Below are 18,265 nucleotides of genomic sequence, written 5' to 3'. Positions count from 1 at the left end.
CAAGATCATCTATAATAATTAAAATTACTTTTTAATAATGTTTGATGAACTCTCTTCACGCTTTGAAGACGCAGTAAAGGGTTTAAGAGGCGAAGCAAAAATTAGTGAAAATAACATTAACGATGCCTTAAAGGAGGTAAAAAGAGCACTCCTTGATGCAGATGTAAGCTTGTCTGTAGTAAAAGATTTTATATCAGATGTCAAAGATAAAGCCATTGGAGAAGAAGTAGTAAGGGGTGTAAATCCAGGTCAAAAATTTATAGAAGTTGTAAATAAAGAATTGATTAACATTATGGGGAATGAAAATTCTCCATTAAACGAAAATGAAAATAGTCCTACAGTCATTTTGATGGCTGGACTTCAGGGAGCGGGTAAAACAACTGCAACAGGAAAATTAGGACTGTATTTGAAGGAAAAAGATAAAAAAGTTCTTTTAGTTGCTGCAGATATTTATCGACCAGCAGCTGTAGAGCAGCTTAAAACATTGGGAAGTCAATATGATTTGGAGGTTTTTTCAGCTAAACAACAAAATAGTAAACCAGAAGAGATAGCAAAGGACGCATTGAATTTTGCTAATGAAAATGATTTTAATTCGATAATTATTGACACTGCAGGAAGATTGCAAATAGATGATTCCATGATGAGTGAAATGGTTCGAATAAAAGAAGTTTCTAATCCTGATGAAGTATTGCTTGTTGTTGATTCAATGATTGGGCAAGAAGCTGCAGACTTAACAAAGTCATTTCATGAAAAAGTAGGAATTTCAGGGGCGATATTAACTAAGTTGGATGGGGACTCAAGAGGAGGTGCTGCTTTATCAATAAGGAAAATAAGTGGTAAACCAATCAAATTTATAGGTGTCGGTGAAAAAATAGAGGCACTGCAACCATTTCATCCAGAGAGAATGGCTAGCAGAATTTTAGGCATGGGTGATGTATTGACACTTGTTGAAAAAGCCCAAAAAGAAGTTGAACTTGCTGATGCAGAAGCGATGCAAAAGAAACTTCAAGAAGCGACTTTTGATTTTAATGATTTTGTTAAGCAAATGAGATTAATTAAAAGAATGGGATCACTTGGTGGATTGATTAAATTGATTCCTGGAATGAACAAAATCGATGATGGGATGATAAAAGATGGAGAAGATCAATTAAAGAAAATAGAATCTATGATCTCTTCAATGACTCTTGAGGAAAAACAAAAACCTGAGGTTCTTGCTGCTCAGCCTTCAAGAAGACAAAGAATCGCTCAAGGTAGCGGTTATGAAGCAAAAGATGTAGACAAAGTATTAGCTGATTTTCAAAGAATGAGAGGCTTTATGAAACAAATGTCGAACGGTGGGATGCCAGGAATGGGCGGGATGCCAGGAATGGGCGGGATGCCAGGAATGGGCGGGATGCCAGGAATGGGCGGGATGCCAGGAATGGGCGGGATGCCAGGAATGACTGGTAATAAACCGATGAAAAAACAAAAAAATAACAAGAAGAAAAAAGGGTTTGCTGATTTATAGTTTCTAAATTTATACCTTTCAATGATATTATTATTAAAAACACTTTAATTCAAGATGATTAAACTGCGCCTTAAGCGCTTTGGAAAGAAAAAAGAGGCAAGTTTCAGAATCGTTGCATCCAACAGTACTTCCAGAAGAGATGGTAGACCTCTAGAAGAACTAGGTTTTTATAACCCAAGAACTAAGGAAACTAGGCTTGATACAGAAGCTTTAAGAACAAGACTTACTCAGGGAGCTCAGCCAACTGATGTTGTGAGATCTTTATTAGAAAAGGGAGGATTATTAGAAAAAAAAGAAAGGCCCTCTATCGCAATTGGCAAAGCAAAGTTAGAGAAGGAAAAATTAGCTAAGGCTAAAACTAAAGACGAAGAAAATGATAGTAGTAAAGCTGAAAGCGAGAGTAATGAAGCTGAAAGCTAGTGATTTGACAAATTTTTATTCAATAACTAGATGAAGGAAGTTTCCAAAACTGGTCACTTCACAATAGACTTGCCAAGCTCTGATGCCGCTACAGCATTATCAGGCCCGGGTAATTCTTTCTTAAAAAAGTTTGAGTCCTTAACAGGAGTTTCTTTAACCATAAGAGGCTTACAACTTGAAATGAACGGTGTCATATCGAAGATTGAGAGAGCCTCAGCATTAGTCGAACTAACAAGACCAATTTGGGAACAAGGGTTAGAAGTCCCAGAGGTAGATCTTAAAGCGGCTTTAAGTTCTTTAAATATGGGAGAATCTTCTTCACATGCTGAACTTGGGAAAAAAGTTCTTGCGCGTTCCAAAGAAGGAAGATATCTAAGACCAAGAACTATAAGGCAAAAAGAATATGTTGAATCAATTGAAAATTATGATCTTACGTTCGCAATTGGACCAGCTGGAACTGGGAAGACATTTTTAGCAACTGTTTGCGCGGCCAGACTATTGAACGAAAAAAAAATTGATAAAATTATTTTAACCAGGCCAGCTGTAGAAGCTGGTGAAAGTTTGGGATTTCTACCTGGTGATTTGCAACAAAAAGTAGATCCATATTTAAGACCCCTTTTTGATTCTTTACATAGCATTTTTGGTTTTGATAGAACAAATTCGTTAATCGATAAAGGAATTATTGAAGTTGCTCCTTTAGCATTTATGAGAGGTAGAACCTTAGATAACGCGATAGTTATCCTAGATGAAGCACAAAACACAACTTGCTCTCAAATGAGAATGTTTTTGACCAGATTAGGAGAGAGATCAAAAATGGTTGTAAACGGAGATATTACACAAATTGATTTAAAAAAAGATCAGGAAAGCGGCCTCATCGAAGCATCGAGAATTTTCTCTGAAACTCAAGATATAAAATTTTGTTATTTAACTATTGAAGATGTAGTTCGTCATCCTTTAGTTCAGAAAATCATTGAGGCTTATCAATAAACTTATAACTCTGGAGATCCGTACTCTGAAATTTCAAAAATCAAGTAGAATAAGTCTATGTTTAATAAAAAAAATGCCAGCAAGTAGTAATTTCAATCAGGCTATTCGTGAAGCACAAACTAGTTCAATCGTTGGACCTAACGTTGTTAAAAAAGCTTTACCTTACGTCGGTGGAGGTATGGTTTTAACTTCTTTAGGCGTTTTAGCAGGTATCTCACTCATAGCAACAAATCCTGGGCTTTTCCAGCCTCTCTCAATAGTTGCATTAATTGCAGAATTGATTTTGTTTTTTATAGCCACAAGCGCTGCAAATAATGCAAATAATGCAAAAGCTTTACCTTTACTCACAGCCTTTAGCTTGTTAACTGGATTTACCTTAAGTGGAATAGTTGCCTTAGCAATAGGAACAATTGGGATTGGTTCGGTTGGAACAGCTGCCTTAGCTACAGGTATAACTTTCGTTATTGCTTCTTACACTGGCCAAAGAATGAGTGATAGCGTTGGTCAAGCACTAAGTGGGGTAGTTGGTCTTGGGTTGATAGGACTGCTAATAGCAATGTTTGTCCAATTAATTGGAGGATTCTTTGCTCCAGGAGTTTTTGGAGGTTCAGGACTCGAATTGATAATTGCAGGATTTGGAACTGTCTTGTTTGTTGCAATGTCTTTCGTTGATTTCTATACAATGCCAAGAAGATATAATGATGATCAATACCTTTCAGGGGCCTTAGGTATGTATCTAACTTATATAAATCTTTTTGTTTTTATATTGAGGCTAATGATTGCACTTCAAGGCGGTGGAAGAAGAGACTAAGTACATTGAGTAAATAACTAACCCTAAGCGTAGAATTGTTTCTACGCTTTTTTATTGAGCGACATCAAGAATTTGTTTTTTTATGAATTCCTTTTGTTCTGAGTCATATTTTACTGAATTATCAAAACTGTTTCCCATATTATCTAAGTCTCTAAGGACTTGATTAACAGACTTTGTAACTGACCTAGTTTCTAGCAGTCTCAAAATTGCCTTACATCTATCTGAAATGTTCACCGAGGCTGTTTCATATTCATGATTATTACTTCTTCGATGAATAATAATTTGAGCGGAACTCATTATTAAATTTTTTACTACTATTTCTGTTACAGCATCACCACCTTCGTTCAGTTTGTAAATTAGTGAAAAAGGAAGTTTATCTAACAAAAAACAGTCTTTATCTGATAAAGCGTATGCAAAAAATCCTCTGAGTCCATTTCTTGTTTTAGTTAGCTCTGCGATTCTATCTGCTAAAACCTCTTCGCTGAGTAAATCTTCACCCCACTCTTTGCACCATTGTGCAGATATGTTTATTGCTTGCGTGAACGAAGCTTCTTTTAAACTTATGGTTTTTTTTTTCATTTTTGATCAGAATTTTATTATTGATGCATTAAAAGTCTTTGACCAATTATAGATCTGGGTTTGTAACTTTACTAGGGAGGCCAAATGTCGGTAAATCTACTTTAATAAATAAATTAATTGGAGAAAAAATAACAATTACTTCTCCAATAGCGCAAACTACCAGAAACAAATTAAAAGGAATACTTACTACAGACGATGGGCAAATAATTTTTGTCGATACCCCAGGCGTTCATAAACCTCATCATCGACTTGGAGAGATATTAGTAAAAAACGCTAAATCTGCAATTAATGGAGTTGATATGGTAATTTTTGTAATTGATTCAAGTGAAGAACCTGGTAGAGGTGATGAATATATTTTGAACTTTCTAATAGCAAATAAAACTGATTTTATTGTTGCATTAAATAAGTGGGATTTGGTTAATAAAGAATTTAAGAATTTACGATTAGATCAATATAGAAGATTTTTTGGAATTAACAGAAACTTTCAAATTGTAAGTGCTTCTAAAGGTGAAGGATGTTCAGAACTAGTCGATATAGTACTTGATTGTCTTCCAAAGGGACCAAAACTATATAGTGAAGATATGATTTGTGACCAACCATTAGAAAATTTATTGTCAGATTTAGTAAGAGAGCAAGTATTAATAAATACAAGAGAAGAAATTCCTCATAGTGTTGCAGTAAAGATAGAAAAGATAGAGGAAATGAAAAGAAAAAATGGCAAGTGCTTTACAGCTATTTTGGCTACTATTATTGTTGAAAGAACTAGTCAAAAAGGTATCCTAATTGGAAAAAAAGGTTCAATGTTAAAAGTTATTGGTCAGTCAGCAAGATCAAATATATCTAAATTAATTGATAGTCCAATTCATCTAGAGTTGTTTGTGAAAGTTGTTCCAAACTGGAGAAAAAAACAATCAAGGCTAATTGAGTTTGGTTACGAGGAAGATTCATAGATGACTAGTTTTAATTTTGATGTAATTACATTATTTCCTAAAGCTTTTGAATCGATAAATAATTTAGGGGTTATTACTAAAGCTTTAGATAAAAATATTATTAATTTGCATCTTCACGATTTAAGAGACTTTGGAGAAGGTTCATATAGGCAAGTAGATGACAAACCGTATGGTGGAGGAGCAGGGATGGTATTGAAACCAGAACCAATTTATAAAGCCCATGATTCAGTTAATAAATTTCCAAATAATAAAACCCTATTAATGACTCCCCAGGGGAAAGTGCTCAAGCAAAATGATTTATTAAGATGGACAAATCTTGATCAATTAATAATTATCTGTGGTCAATATGAAGGCTTTGATGAAAGAGTGAGGTGTCTTGCAGATGAGGAGATATCTTTAGGAGATTATGTTTTATCTGGTGGTGAAATACCTGCCATGTCAATAGTTAATGGTTTGTCCAGGTTATTGCCAGGCGTTTTAGGAGATTCAGAATCTCTAAAAGATGAGAGCCATAATAATCATCTATTAGAATATCCCCAATATACTAGACCTGCGATTTTTAAAGATATGAAAGTTCCAGATATCCTTGTTAGCGGTAACCACAATGAAATCAAAGCATGGAGAAAAAAACAAATGTTTATAAGAACACTAGAAAGACGTAAGGATTTGGTTAAAGAAGATCAAATACAGGAATTCCCTAACATAAAGGAAACATAACGGATTGACTTTTTAAAAAAATAAAATAAAATTTTTATCTAAGCCTCTAAAAATTCAAATCTTTAAAGTAAAAAAATAATTTGTTTGTAATTATTAGAAATTTTGTTTAAATTGTCTATGTAAACGACAAAATTTCATAAGTGCATTTCTTTGTTACTGGTGCTAGTGGGTTTGTAGGAAGTAATTTTGTAAATGAACTGCTTTTCAATGGGCATAAAGTTACGGCTCTTTTAAGGCCTAATAGTAATCCTAGAGTTGAATTCATAAGAAAATTAAAAATTTGCAGGGGAGAATTATTTAACGATTGGAGTAAAGATATGGAAGGTTGTGATATTTTTGTACATTGCGCATCAGAGGGTGTAGTTAATAATCACAATGATTGGGAGAAATGTGCCAAGGTAAATTTCATTCAAACTAGTCAAATAATTAAAAACGCTTTTGAGAGCGGAATAACTAAGTTCATTATCTGTGGATCTTGTTTTGAATATGGTTATTCAGGAGATGAATTTGATCGAATTCCAATAACAGCTCCTTTAAAACCCGTCGGAGCCTATGGGTTTTCAAAAGCAGCAGGCAGCCTGTTTGCTCTAAATTTTGCGAAAGACAAAGGGATAAAGCTTGTAGTACCGAGATTTTTTCATTTGTATGGTAAAGGGGACCATAAATTGAGGTTTTGGCCTAAACTCGTTGGAGCAGCACAAGCTGGGGAGAATTTTGAAATGACCTTGGGTAATCAACTAAGGAACTTTATGAGAGTTGAAGAAGCTGTTAAAAAATTACTCGATATTGCTATGAGTTTAGATAACTATAGTGATGGTGGAATAATTAAAAATATTGGTACAGATCAAAATATGAGTCTTCTTTCATTTGCTAAAAGTGAATGGGAGAGATTAGGAGCTAAAGGGAGAATAATAAATGGTGTCATACCCTATAGAAATAATGAAGTTATGAGTTATGTTCCTGAATTATGACTTCATTTATTTAAAAAATTGTAAATTTTTTGATACTCTGAGTTTGCATTCTCTAATGAATAATATTTTTCTGCCAATTTTTGAGACTCGTGTTTTGTGTTTTTACTATAAATTTTTTTTAGTAGATTAGAAATCTTATCTTTTTCATAAGAAATTTTTTCACCACATTCTTTTATGATCTCAATGTTTTTTGATTCCAAAGATAGCCTATCAAGCACAGCAATATCATGATTACCTATAACAATTAATCCTGCAGCTAAATATTCCCCTATCTTTGTTGGGGAGCTCATTCTTATCCATTTACCTTTATTTAAAAATACAAAGCCTACATCATATTCTGGAAGCTTTGTATAAATTTGATCGTGATTCAAATTTTTAATGGTGTAGGAATTTTTTGGAATTTGGTATTTATAAAGAGTATCTTCAATAAAATTATGGTCATTCTTGTTAATAAAATCTAACCTACAATTTACTCCAGCTTTAATAAATATCTTGGTTAGAATTATTGCATCCACAATTCTATATGGAGGAAATCTTGCTCCACCAAGATAAACTAATTTTATTAATCTATTTTTATTTGATTTAGGTAATTTTTTTAATTTATATTTACTTAAATCTGTTGCTGTGGAGATTATATAGGTGGGACTCTTGAGGGCATAATTTTTTTCTATGTATTCTTTGCCAGATTGATCTAGTACTACTATCGCACTTGCTTTATTTATTATTCTTTTTTCAAGTAACAATGAAAATTTATAAGCTAGGGAATTATACTTTGTAATTCCTCCATCAGCCCATTGTCCAAAAAAGGCCCTTAGGTCATATAAATAATTTGTTGAAGAAAAAGTAAGTATGTAAATAAGGCCTGGGAAACAGCCTCTTAAATGAACTAAATTAATCTTTCTTAAGATTAGTAATGTTTTAATACGAATCACTCCGAATATTATTCTTAATAAAAAATGTATTTTGCCTTTTTTAAAAGGAAGGATTATCCATTCAAACCCCTCTCTTTCTAAAATTTTCTTTAGTGATTTTATTTCAATTTTATTCTTCTCAATTTTTTCATAACTAACAACTATAAATTTATTATCATTTTTATTTAAATTTCTTAAGTAAGGAAGAATCTGAGATTGGCCTAAGGGATCTAATAGGCCATCATAAGTAATATATAGACAGTATTTCATTAAGAATAAAGTAAGAGTTTTTTTAAACTACCCTTAATTGAATAATAAAGAATTGATTGATTAAAATTTAAGCCCATGAATATATTTAATAGAAATTATTAATAGTTGGAAGACTATTTTGGAATTAATTTCATTTTTTTTAAGATCTTTTCTCAAAGAAGAATTGGTGAATTAAAAAAAAGAACATTTACTATTATTTACTATTACATATTTGGAAAGAAAAATATGTTTAATTATTAGTAAAAATGACAAGTTACCTATGATAAGGTTAAAATCATAAATTACTTGTAGATTGTTTTTAGATAATCCAAACCCATTGCTATGACTAATTCTCTTCCTGATTTCCGTATTGGCAATGGATATGATATGCACAGACTTGTAAAAGGTAGAAACTTGATCATTGGAGGTGTTGAATTACATCATCCTGATAATTTAGGGTTAGATGGACACAGTGATGCTGATGTCTTAAGCCATTCAATTATGGATTCACTATTAGGCGCCCTATCACTAGGAGATATTGGCAAATATTTCCCACCGACGGATGAAAAGTGGAAAAATGCAGATAGTTTAATACTATTATCTCAAGTTATATTTTTAATTAGAAGTAAAGGGTGGGAAGTTAATAATATTGATAGTGTGATTATTGCAGAAAGGCCTAAAATCATGCCTCATATACAATTAATGAAAAAAAATATTTCAGATATCTTGAGTGTTGATGAAAATTTAATTGGGATAAAGGCAACTACAAATGAAAAATTGGGTCCAGAAGGAAGAGAAGAGGGTATAAGTTGCCATTCTGTAGCATTGCTTAAGAAAAAATGAAATTAAATTTAAATTTGAAAAAAAAAATTCAAAGATTTTGTCTAGTATTTATTTGCCTAATAGTTTTAATTTTTCAATCAAATACTCCAAATCTAAAAGCTCTTACAATGAAAAATTATCAAGGTGATATGGTCATAGAGGAATTAAGACTTAAAGTCCCTGCCTATGCAAAAGAAGCATGGTTGAATGCTGAAAAAGAAATATGGGAGCCATGGTTATCCTCGCAAGATGGGTTTTTGGAAAGACAATTATTTTGGGATAAAGAAAAAGAAGAAGCTTTAATATTGGTAAATTGGAAAAGTAAGAAATTATGGAAGAACATACCAATGTCAGAAGTAAATGTAGTTCAACAAAAATTTGAAGCTAATGTTAAAGCTGCTCTAAGTGTAGGTGAAAATCCTTTTGAATTGATTTATGAGGGAGAATTGGATAAGCAAATATGAATTTTGATATCAAGTTTGATTTTCAAAGAAGAGATAGGCTTGGACTCATTGAGGCTATTTGGGGGCAAGATAAGAGTATCGACCAATTAGAGAGATTATCTGAAAATGTATTAAGTAAAAATGAGGTTGTTTTCATTACTAGGATTAATAGTGAAAAGGCTAATTATCTTTTAGATTTGTATGATGATGCACGATTCTATCAAGAAGCAAATTGCCTAACAATTGGGAAAAATCTGAATAAAATAAATACGAATAAAAAAGTTGCCATCATATCAGGCGGCTCAAGCGATTTGGCTGTAACACTTGAAGCCCAATTAGCACTTGAAATTTACGGAGTGAAGTGTAAATCTTTTATAGATGTTGGAGTAGCGGGACTTCATCGATTGATGAGTCAGTTAGAAGAAATTAATAAATATGATGTATTAATAGTTTGTGCTGGAATGGAAGGAGCTTTGGCAACGGTTGTAGGTGGATTGTTGGCACAACCGATAATTGCAGTACCTGTCTCAGTAGGATACGGCGTTAGCAAGGATGGAGAAACTGCTTTAAATAGTATGTTGTCAAGCTGTTCTCCAGGTATTGCAGTTATGAATATAGATAATGGTTATGGAGCAGCAATGGCGGCTCTAAGAATTATTAAAAGTATTTCCTAAACAATCACTTTTTTTGTATTTCTAATAGGTTTTCTATCCATAAATTTAGTTGTTTTGATAGCATTCCTTCTTCTCTCATTTTGATTGCTTTTATAACGACTTCTGTATTTACCCACTCTGGAAATCTTTTCGGCATTTATTTTTATATTCAGTATTTTTAATTTGGTACAAATTTTTATAAAAACAAGATCTAAGTAACAAATTTAATCTTTTACGTTTGATTTTGTACCTAATCTAGACAGCTCAGATGAGGTATGTTCACTTTCTACATTTTTTAATCTTTCAATCAGCTCGGAGAGATCTTTATGGGCTAACTCCCCATTTCGCTCCCATTTTAGAGATCTTGAGTTGCTATCAATTTTTTCTTTCATTGTTAGTTTTAAGTATTAAAAATATAAAACGAAAAAAGGAGAAATTTGGTAATTGTTTCAAGCCTAAACTTAAAAAAATATGAAGATTTTTAATACATTAAATATTTTTCTTTTATCCGCCACCAACTATTGAAACAATTTCTAAATTATCGCCATCTTTAAGCTTAACTGTTTCCCATTTCATTGAATTTATAATTAAATTATTTAACTCCACTACAATTGTGTTTGGTTTATATCCCATATGATGAAGAGCTGTAGATAGTAGAGCATTTTCTTGATCAAGTTCTATTTTTTTTTCTTCTCCATTTACCCTAATTTTCATGAGACAACTTTTTTAAAATCATCATAGCGTCTTCTTTAGGATCTTCAGAATTCATTAATTCCGAAACTAAGGCAACTTTTTTAAACCCACTTCTTTTTAAAATTGAAATATTGTTTGACTTGATTCCTCCAATAGCGAACCAAGGAATATTTATATCCTTTGTTAATGTTTTGATATTTTCAATACCTAAAGGTATTTTATTCTTTTTTGTTGTAGTTTCAAATACTGGCCCTATTCCTATGTAATCACAACCCTCATCAAGAGCATTTGAAATATCAATTGCATTATTTGCACTTATACCGATAATTTTTGAATATCCTAATAGTTTCCTTGCGGTTTTTAAATCTAAATCGTCTTGACCAAGATGAATCCCATCAGCGTTAGATGCCAGAGCTATATCAAGTCTGTCGTTAACGATAAACAAAGAATTATATCTTTTACATAGATTTTTAATCTGAATTGCTTCTTTAAGATGATCTTGATCAGTTCCCTTTTTAAATCTATGTTGAATAATTCTTACTCCAGCAATTAAAATCTCTTCTATTATTTCTAGTAAATTGTTTTTTTGATCTGTGATTACATATAAGTCATTTTCTTTTAATATTTTCTCCGACTTCTTAAACTTGCTAAAAGTTAATAAGTCAATTTCAATAGTATAAATTTCATATCTAATTTCAGAAGCGATTTTTGAAAGCTCATGATTCTGCAGCCTTGAGAATTCTTCTATGACTCGTAATGCTTCTTGAATTCTGGCTGAATTAGAACTTATAATCTGCTCAGAAGTTTTTCTGTTAAATTGCTCTTGATGAGTCAATCCTTTACATTTGTCCTCAATGTGATTTCTAGATTGTTTATAAACTTCTAAATGATTTTTTCCTAAAATTTGCCTAAAGTTCTTAATCTTTTCAACATATTTTTCTTTGCCTAGGCCAAATCTAGCCCAATCCTCTAATACTCTTAGCCCTTCTCTGGCTCTATCTAAATTAGCGTCAATAATTTGATAAATTCTTAAATCTTCAGCGTCTTTAGGATTGTAATTCAGCATTTGTAATTTATTTTTTGTAGTTTTTAAAAATTTTTAGAGCATTATCTCTATCTTTTTTAATTTGATTAGAAAGTTGATCTATATTTTTGAACTTGATTTGAGATCTAAGTTTTTCAACTGGTTCAACAGATAGATTTAAACCATATAGATCGATATCTTTATTTATTAAATGGACTTCAACTGCAGAAGGCAATAATGGATTTATTGTTGGTTGAGAGCCAAGATTCATAACAGATTCAATTTTTTTGTTGGAATTTTCTATAGTTGTCCAAGATGCGTAAACTCCTTCTCCAGGTAAAAATTTTCTGCCATCTATTTCAAGATTTGCGGTAGGCCATCCTATACTTTTTCCGATGCCTTTACCTTTAACAACTTTTCCATTAAAACTATAAGGCCGATTAAGAATTTTGAAAGCATTTTTCAGATCACTTTTCTCTAATAGATCTCTTATTCTGCTGCTGCTGATTCTACCTTCCTTGTCTTCTAAAATTGGAATAATTTTTAGTTTAATATCCGTATCCTTAATAATATTTTTTATTGTATTTATATCTCCACTTCTTCTGAAACCAAATTTAAAATTAGCACCTACAGAAATGTTTTTTGCTTGTAATTGATTTATCAAAATATCTCTTACGAATCTTTCGGCACTTAATTTGGATAGTTCCATATCAAAAGGAATCAGAACTAATTGTTCAATCCCCAGATCTTCAAGAATAGATAGTTTTTCATTAGGGAGATCAAGTCTAAGACGGGCCTCTTTGTAAAGAACTTCTCTGGGATGGGGCCAGAAGCTTGCAATTGTTGGGGTATATTTATTTTCTTTAACTACACTTTTTATTAATTGTCTGTGGCCAGCATGAAGGCCATCAAAACTTCCAATAGCTATTGAGGTAGGACTCTTAACTTCAGATGGCGATATTAAAGAGATCAAAAGATTACGTGCAATTTTATGATTTTAGTGGCAAATTTGGATTGATTAAAGTTTATTAAATCAAATGAATGTCTGACAAAATGGATTTTCAGTCCCTTTCATTTGGAATGCGGCGCATTGGATGGATACGCTTTTGGGTTCAGTCCATTTTAGGTGTTGTTGTTGCAGCTGTTTTGCTTTTTTCAAATGTTGTAAATAACAGCGAAGGTCAGCTTGGCTTAGCGCCTGGTCTCTCACTTACAACAATATCCTTGATTTTACTACTTTTTAGTCTTTGGCAAGGTTGGTTAATAGTTAAAACAGGAAGAGCAATCGCAAGCAACGCAAGACCCTCAAGAGGACAAACCGGTAAATTGATAAAACGAGGCCTAATTGTTGATTTATTTGGAATTTTGTTTGGATTAATTGGATATCAAGCTCTTATGGGAGCCTTATTTATACAAGCATCCTCTCAAACAACTGGACAATTGATAACAGCGACATCTGATATCCCAATTACTGGTCTTGAAATATTATCAGTTCTCAGTAACACGCAAGTTATCGCTGCCCATTTTTTTGGACTTTGCTTTTCTTTATGGCTTTTAAGAAGGATTTACAAATGAATTATTAATTTTAGGTAGGTCATCTAAATTACCTCTCCAAAATAAATCTGGTTCTACAGGTGTGATAGATATTTTATTTTCTTGTATTTGAGATACGTCACTGGGCCAATTCTTAGGACCGTAACCTTTCGATTTAAGATCTAAAACGACTTCACCTGCTAACCAATAATAATCATCACCCCTCGGGTCTTCCCTTTTGGAAAATTGATTTTTATATTTTCTTACCGATAATCTTGTCCAGGATAATTCTTTTATCTTGTTTTTTTCGCAGGGGGGTATGTTCAAATTTAATAAAAGTGACGCTGGCCAACTGTCGTTAATTGCTTGTTCGGCAATATTCATTGCAATTTCTCCAGCAAATTCAAAATTTTTCCATTTAAAACTAGCAACACTTATTGCCATGGAAGGAACATTTTCTAAAGTGCCTTCCATAGCCGCAGCAACTGTGCCCGAACAAAAAATATCTGTCCCTAAATTGGGTCCGTGATTTATGCCGGATAGTACCAGATCAGGTTTATGATCCAAGAGTTCAGATAGTGCTAATTTGACACAATCAGCAGGTGTGCCGGAACATCCCCAAGCTTCGATACCCTCTCCAAATAATTCGTCAGCTTTTTCCACTCTTAATGGGGATTGTAAAGTAAGACCATGACCAGTAGCTGATCTTTCTTGGTCAGGACATACTACTTTTACCTTATGTCCTCTTTTTTGGGCTGATTTTGCTAAAGCTCTTATCCCCGCTGCGAAAACACCATCATCATTGCTAATTAATATATTTAACGGTTTCATTAATCAAGACATTTTATTTATGGACGATATTTAAGTAAGATACAAGTAATACTTATTTTTACTATATCAGTGAGTCAAATTGAATCATTAAGTCAAATTGAGGAAAAACTAAATAATCTTTCTCTAACAGCAAAAAATAATATAGATAATTCTAATACTCATGAAGAACTGGATCAATTGAGAGTTTCTTTGCTAGGAAAAAAAGGTGATTTATCAATTATTTTGAAAACAATGGGTCAATTATCTGCTACTGATAGACCAATTATTGGCCAGAAGGCAAATTTAATAAAGATAAATTTGCAGGAACTAATAACTGAAAGAAAAAATAAACTAAACAGCGAAGCCTTAGATAAAAAGATTAAAAAAGAAAAAATTGATGTAACTATCCCTTCAATTGGAACCCCCCCTGGGAATAAACATCCCTTGATTTCAACTCAAGACGAAATAATAGATATTTTTTGTGGTTTAGGATACTCAGTTGAAAGTGGACCTGAAATAGAAACTGATTTTTATAATTTTGAGTCTCTCAACATACCCAAAAATCATCCTGCAAGAGATATGCAGGATACTTTCTACTTGGATGAAAATCGACTTTTAAGAACCCATACTTCCCCTGTTCAGATAAGATACTTAGAGAAAAACCCTCCTCCAGTAAGAATTATTGCCCCCGGAAGAGTTTATAGAAGAGATGCTGTTGATGCTACTCATTCCCCTGTATTTAATCAGGTTGAGGTTTTATGTATTGATGAACATATTGATTTTAGTCATTTAAGAGGAACAGTTCTTACATTTTTAAAGGCCTTTTTTGGAGATATTCCTGTAAGATTTAGAGCTAGTTATTTCCCATTTACTGAACCTTCAGCAGAAGTAGACGTCCAGTGGAAAGGTAAATGGTTAGAAGTAATGGGTTGCGGAATGGTTGATCCAAAGGTGTTAGAAAAATTAGGGATGGATTCTGAGAAATGGACTGGTTTTGCAGCAGGATTAGGAGTTGAGAGATTTTGTATGGTGAGACATCAGATCGACGACATCAGAAAATTTTATACAAATGATATTAGATTCTTAGAACAGTTCTAATAGTATTTAATTTTAAATTAGGATTGTCCAACAAATTAGTTTAAGATAGTCCTAGTTTTAATTTTTTGATTGGTACGTAAAGCAGGACTAATCGTTAATGATGGAAAGGAACTAGCTGTTCAAACTGCAACTTCTGTTCAAAAAAAATTGGAAAAATCTAATTTTGAAGTTGTAAGAGTTAGTAGCTCTGGAGGGATGGTCGGTTTCGCAAATCCTGATCAACATGTTCGTCCTTTGGGATATACGAATTGTGTCCCTGAGGGGTTTGATTCATCAATGGAATTTGCAATTGTTCTTGGCGGAGATGGGACTGTACTTTCTGCTGCAAGGCAAACGGCACCTGCTAAAATTCCAATTCTTACAATAAATACTGGTCATTTAGGATTTCTTGCGGAAGCTTACTTATCTAACCTAGATGAGGCTATAGATAAAATAATTGCTGGAAATTGGGATATTGAAGAAAGAACTTGCTTTATTATTAGTGTAATGAGGAATGATCAGAGGAGATGGGAGTCTCTTTGCCTTAATGAGATGGCTCTTCATAGAGAACCTCTAACAAGTATGTGTCACTTTGAGATTTCTATAGGGCGACATGCACCTGTGGATATTTCAGCTGATGGAGTAATTTTATCTACTCCAACTGGTTCTACCGCATATTCTCTTAGTGCTGGAGGACCAGTTATTACACCTGATTGTCCAGTAGTACAATTAACTCCAATTGCGCCACATTCGTTGGCCTCAAGGGCGCTAGTTTTTAATGATTCAGAACCAGTAACTGTTTTCCCTGCAACTCCTGAAAGGTTGGTAATGGTTGTTGATGGAAATGCTGGTTGTTATGTTTGGCCTGAAGATAGAGTTTTAATAAGAAAAAGTAAACATTCAGTAAAGTTTATTCGACTTGAAGATCATGAATTTTTCCAAGTTTTAAGAAATAAATTAGGTTGGGGTTTGCCCCATGTAGCTAAACCTAACAAATAACAATTATTTGAATTTATTTTTTCCCTTTTAATAAAAAAACAGGATTATTTGGTTCTAATCTCATTCCCTCGGCAATACTTAAGCTTTTATAGGTCTGAATTAAATTTAAATTTGTTTTGAAATTTTTATCTTCTAATTCCTCTTTCAATTCTTTAATAGTTTGAAAGTCAATTATTGGGATAACGATAATATCTCCAATACTCATCCACTGATCTAAGGAATTAATAATATGAAGTTTAGTCTTTTTATCACAGCCTCCAATTACTAATCTATTAGGTTTTTCAAAAGGACTTAAATTTTTTGTATTCAAGATATTATTTATGTCTTCTTCACAAATAAATTTTGGTTTAACTCCAAGCCTTTCAGAGTTTTCTAGTATTAATGCTTTTGAGCCAAACCTTTTATCGATACAAAACAAATCTAAGTTAGGCCTTAATTTTAATGCCTCTAACCCAATTGACCCACAACCCGCACCTATATCCCATATTACGCCATTTTTTGGGAGTTCTAGATCAGCTAAGATTTGAACACGAACCTCCCTTTTAGTTAATAAGTTTGGTCTATCATCAAAGGTCTTAAAAATATGGTCACTGATTCCGAAAAGAGCGAGATTATCATTTGAGTAATTTTTCTTTGTTTTTGTAAGAACAACAATGTTCAAACTTGATATATCAGAAGGTAATGATTCTTTAAGATTTAATTTTCTTATATTTTCTTTGTCGAAGCCTATTTCTTCACAGAGCCAAAAATCATAGAAGTTAATCAGATTTAATTCTGATAAGTTTTCTTTGATTATTTCTAAACTCTTATTATTTGAATCTGTAATAATAGCCAAACTTGAAGGCCTTGCTTTAAGAGCCTCAACTAACTTGGTAGGATCTCTGCCGTGAATACTTACATTAACAGCATCTTGCCAAGGAATCTTTAACTTACTAAATGCTAATTGAATGCAAGTATTTGAAGGGTAGAAATTTAATTCATCTTTTGAAAAATTTTCTAGTAATATTCTCCCAATTCCAAACCAAAGAGGATCTCCTCTAGAAATTAAAATAACATCATTTTTCTGAGATCTAAGCCAATTAATAAGTTCGTTATCACTTTTACTCGAAAAAAATGATTTCTTTTTTAATAAACAATTTTCGCTCCATGATTTAATTTCTTCAAAATATGAATTTGGAACTGCAATATTTGTTGTTTTTAAAAATAGATTTTGTGATTTGAGAGATAGATCCTCAAATTTAAAAGAATTAATTCCAATTACATGAATTTTTCTATTAATTTCAGTCATCAATTTTTAATGAAATAGAACTAAATTGTTTGAATGTTTTATTAAATTATCTTATTATTATTCGAGTTATCATAGTGAATTAATTGTCTGAAAGGAGAAAGAGATTACATGATTTATTGTTAACTCTAATTAATAAAGATAGTGAATTTGAGTTTATTGAAGAAGATTCTAGTGATTTAACTTCTTGCTATTCTGAAAAAGACACTTTGAATTTATCTCGAGTTATAGAAAAAAATCGTAAAATAATCAAAAGATATCAAGCTATTGTTAGAACAGCTGTAACTCTTGATGCCCTGATGGATTCTGAAAATGAAGAAAATTACAAAATCAAATAATAATATTTTTTTAAAAGGAATAATACCTTTACTTTTACTACTATCCTTTATTTTTAACCCATTAAAAGTATCTGCAGAAGTTGCAGAAACTGAAATTAATGGTGCATTAATGAATGCTAGCAGTGAGTTTTTAAGAGACTTGGACTTTGAAACTTGGCAATTAGTAGCTTATAAATCCCCTCTTTTTGAAGATAAATTGATCTTGAGAGTAATAGGATATCCAGGAAATCTCAGGATTGATCATCCCACTGACTTGAGGGTTGAATCAGGGAGAAAACAGTGGCTTCTAGATGATAAAACATTACTTAATGTGGAATTAGCAAATGATGGAAGACAAGCAGCAGCAGAATTCGATCTTGATGAATTGATTAAAAATTTAGATAAAAATAGACCATTAAGATTATCATTGTCAGGAGTTTTTTCTGAGTTACCTGTACCTCCCTTCGTTGTTAAAGAGTGGAGATCAATAAACTGAATTTGATTTTT

General features: G+C 32.3%; 24 protein-coding genes. 15 read left to right on the top strand and 9 right to left on the bottom strand.

The genetic code is table 11. The features are described 5' to 3' along the window. The first annotated feature begins 37 nt into the window (after positions 1 to 37). The 4 genes from ffh to HA152_RS07705 all read left to right on the top strand — a co-directional run bounded on the left by ffh (position 38) and on the right by HA152_RS07705 (position 3,725). The gene (ffh, locus tag HA152_RS07720) at positions 38 to 1,507 is read left to right on the top strand and encodes a signal recognition particle protein (protein WP_209135243.1); all 1,470 of its coding nucleotides are present in this window, start codon (positions 38 to 40) and stop codon (positions 1,505 to 1,507) included. Between the two features lie 54 nt (positions 1,508 to 1,561). Then, positions 1,562 to 1,927 carry a 30S ribosomal protein S16 gene (gene rpsP / locus HA152_RS07715; protein ID WP_209135241.1) on the top strand — a complete coding sequence of 122 codons (366 nt, stop codon included), beginning with the start codon at positions 1,562 to 1,564 and terminating at the stop codon, positions 1,925 to 1,927. A gap of 30 nt (positions 1,928 to 1,957) precedes the next feature. Further along, the gene (locus tag HA152_RS07710; RefSeq protein WP_209135239.1) at positions 1,958 to 2,914 is read left to right on the top strand and encodes a PhoH family protein; all 957 of its coding nucleotides are present in this window, start codon (positions 1,958 to 1,960) and stop codon (positions 2,912 to 2,914) included. A 73-nt stretch (positions 2,915 to 2,987) separates the two neighbouring features. Continuing rightward, positions 2,988 to 3,725, top strand: a complete 738-nt coding sequence (locus tag HA152_RS07705) for a Bax inhibitor-1/YccA family protein (protein ID WP_209135237.1) — start codon at positions 2,988 to 2,990, stop codon at positions 3,723 to 3,725. A 51-nt stretch (positions 3,726 to 3,776) separates the two neighbouring features. Here the strand turns inward: HA152_RS07705 and HA152_RS07700 are convergent, their stop codons facing one another. Further along, a complete protein-coding gene (locus HA152_RS07700) occupies positions 3,777 to 4,304 on the bottom strand; it encodes a hypothetical protein (protein WP_209135235.1) in 528 nt (175 codons plus the stop codon). Between the two features lie 38 nt (positions 4,305 to 4,342). On the opposite strand from HA152_RS07700, the gene era reads away from it, so the two are divergent. The 3 genes from era to HA152_RS07685 all read left to right on the top strand — a co-directional run bounded on the left by era (position 4,343) and on the right by HA152_RS07685 (position 6,942). Continuing rightward, positions 4,343 to 5,254, top strand: coding sequence for a GTPase Era (era, locus tag HA152_RS07695; protein ID WP_209135232.1), 912 nt, complete (start codon positions 4,343 to 4,345; stop codon positions 5,252 to 5,254). Beyond that, positions 5,255 to 5,971, top strand: a complete 717-nt coding sequence (gene trmD / locus HA152_RS07690; protein ID WP_209135230.1) for a tRNA (guanosine(37)-N1)-methyltransferase TrmD — start codon at positions 5,255 to 5,257, stop codon at positions 5,969 to 5,971. Positions 5,972 to 6,111: 140 nt separating this feature from the next. Continuing rightward, positions 6,112 to 6,942: an NAD-dependent epimerase/dehydratase family protein gene (locus tag HA152_RS07685; protein WP_209135228.1), complete on the top strand. Its 831-nt coding sequence runs from the start codon at positions 6,112 to 6,114 to the stop codon at positions 6,940 to 6,942. A gap of 2 nt (positions 6,943 to 6,944) precedes the next feature. Here the strand turns inward: HA152_RS07685 and HA152_RS07680 are convergent, their stop codons facing one another. Then, entirely contained in the window at positions 6,945 to 8,123 is a 1,179-nt protein-coding gene (locus tag HA152_RS07680) for a hypothetical protein (protein WP_209135226.1), read from the bottom strand. 321 nt (positions 8,124 to 8,444) lie between these two features. Here HA152_RS07680 and ispF point away from each other — a divergent pair, with 321 nt between their 5' ends. Genes ispF through larB form a run of 3 tightly spaced genes read left to right on the top strand, consistent with a single transcriptional unit; the run spans position 8,445 to position 10,041 of the window. After that, positions 8,445 to 8,945 carry a 2-C-methyl-D-erythritol 2,4-cyclodiphosphate synthase gene (gene ispF, locus HA152_RS07675; protein ID WP_209135224.1) on the top strand — a complete coding sequence of 167 codons (501 nt, stop codon included), beginning with the start codon at positions 8,445 to 8,447 and terminating at the stop codon, positions 8,943 to 8,945. Next, positions 8,942 to 9,388 carry a TIGR03792 family protein gene (locus tag HA152_RS07670; RefSeq protein WP_209135222.1) on the top strand — a complete coding sequence of 149 codons (447 nt, stop codon included), beginning with the start codon at positions 8,942 to 8,944 and terminating at the stop codon, positions 9,386 to 9,388. Before ispF ends, HA152_RS07670 begins: the two co-directional genes overlap by 4 nt. After that, a complete protein-coding gene (gene larB, locus HA152_RS07665) occupies positions 9,385 to 10,041 on the top strand; it encodes a nickel pincer cofactor biosynthesis protein LarB (RefSeq protein WP_209135220.1) in 657 nt (218 codons plus the stop codon). The genes HA152_RS07670 and larB overlap by 4 nt, the downstream gene beginning before the upstream one ends. A 4-nt stretch (positions 10,042 to 10,045) precedes the next feature. Here the strand turns inward: larB and HA152_RS10080 are convergent, their stop codons facing one another. The 5 genes from HA152_RS10080 to HA152_RS07645 all read right to left on the bottom strand — a co-directional run bounded on the left by HA152_RS10080 (position 10,046) and on the right by HA152_RS07645 (position 12,710). Then, a complete protein-coding gene (locus tag HA152_RS10080; protein ID WP_257470870.1) occupies positions 10,046 to 10,177 on the bottom strand; it encodes a hypothetical protein in 132 nt (43 codons plus the stop codon). Positions 10,178 to 10,244: 67 nt separating this feature from the next. Further along, positions 10,245 to 10,412 (bottom strand): hypothetical protein, encoded by a 168-nt coding sequence (locus HA152_RS07660; protein ID WP_209135218.1) that lies wholly within the window; start codon positions 10,410 to 10,412, stop codon positions 10,245 to 10,247. A 112-nt stretch (positions 10,413 to 10,524) separates the two neighbouring features. After that, positions 10,525 to 10,734 (bottom strand): sulfur carrier protein ThiS, encoded by a 210-nt coding sequence (gene thiS, locus HA152_RS07655; RefSeq protein ID WP_209135215.1) that lies wholly within the window; start codon positions 10,732 to 10,734, stop codon positions 10,525 to 10,527. Next, a complete protein-coding gene (locus tag HA152_RS07650; protein ID WP_209135214.1) occupies positions 10,724 to 11,779 on the bottom strand; it encodes a thiamine phosphate synthase in 1,056 nt (351 codons plus the stop codon). Before HA152_RS07650 ends, thiS begins: the two co-directional genes overlap by 11 nt. Positions 11,780 to 11,786: 7 nt before the next feature. Then, complete coding sequence (locus tag HA152_RS07645) at positions 11,787 to 12,710, bottom strand: bifunctional riboflavin kinase/FAD synthetase (RefSeq protein WP_209135212.1); 924 nt, start codon at positions 12,708 to 12,710, stop codon at positions 11,787 to 11,789. A 68-nt stretch (positions 12,711 to 12,778) separates the two neighbouring features. Between HA152_RS07645 and HA152_RS07640 the strand changes: the two genes are divergently transcribed. Then, on the top strand, positions 12,779 to 13,312 hold the full coding sequence (locus HA152_RS07640; RefSeq protein ID WP_209135210.1) for a DUF3611 family protein: 534 nt from the start codon (positions 12,779 to 12,781) through the stop codon (positions 13,310 to 13,312). On the opposite strand, the gene surE is transcribed toward HA152_RS07640, so the two are convergent. After that, positions 13,292 to 14,101, bottom strand: a complete 810-nt coding sequence (gene surE / locus HA152_RS07635; RefSeq protein ID WP_209135208.1) for a 5'/3'-nucleotidase SurE — start codon at positions 14,099 to 14,101, stop codon at positions 13,292 to 13,294. The two genes, HA152_RS07640 and surE, sit on opposite strands and share 21 nt — an antisense overlap. A 69-nt stretch (positions 14,102 to 14,170) precedes the next feature. Between surE and pheS the strand changes: the two genes are divergently transcribed. After that, on the top strand, positions 14,171 to 15,178 hold the full coding sequence (gene pheS, locus HA152_RS07630; protein ID WP_209135206.1) for a phenylalanine--tRNA ligase subunit alpha: 1,008 nt from the start codon (positions 14,171 to 14,173) through the stop codon (positions 15,176 to 15,178). 69 nt (positions 15,179 to 15,247) lie between these two features. Further along, on the top strand, positions 15,248 to 16,156 hold the full coding sequence (locus HA152_RS07625) for an NAD(+) kinase (protein WP_025929458.1): 909 nt from the start codon (positions 15,248 to 15,250) through the stop codon (positions 16,154 to 16,156). A gap of 13 nt (positions 16,157 to 16,169) precedes the next feature. Here HA152_RS07625 and cbiT read toward each other — a convergent pair whose 3' ends face one another. Further along, a complete protein-coding gene (gene cbiT, locus HA152_RS07620) occupies positions 16,170 to 17,444 on the bottom strand; it encodes a precorrin-6Y C5,15-methyltransferase (decarboxylating) subunit CbiT (RefSeq protein ID WP_209135204.1) in 1,275 nt (424 codons plus the stop codon). Between the two features lie 83 nt (positions 17,445 to 17,527). On the opposite strand from cbiT, the gene HA152_RS07615 reads away from it, so the two are divergent. Both HA152_RS07615 and HA152_RS07610 read left to right on the top strand, forming a co-directional pair. Continuing rightward, positions 17,528 to 17,779 (top strand): hypothetical protein, encoded by a 252-nt coding sequence (locus tag HA152_RS07615; protein WP_209135202.1) that lies wholly within the window; start codon positions 17,528 to 17,530, stop codon positions 17,777 to 17,779. After that, complete coding sequence (locus HA152_RS07610; protein WP_209135200.1) at positions 17,754 to 18,254, top strand: DUF3122 domain-containing protein; 501 nt, start codon at positions 17,754 to 17,756, stop codon at positions 18,252 to 18,254. The genes HA152_RS07615 and HA152_RS07610 overlap by 26 nt, the downstream gene beginning before the upstream one ends. Positions 18,255 to 18,265 lie beyond the last annotated feature (11 nt).

The organism is Prochlorococcus marinus XMU1412, from assembly GCF_017696315.1.
GTDB lineage: Bacteria > Cyanobacteriota > Cyanobacteriia > PCC-6307 > Cyanobiaceae > Prochlorococcus_A > Prochlorococcus_A marinus_AF.
Note: the sequence above shows the minus strand (reverse complement) of the source record. Positions and strands in the feature narration are given on the sequence as shown.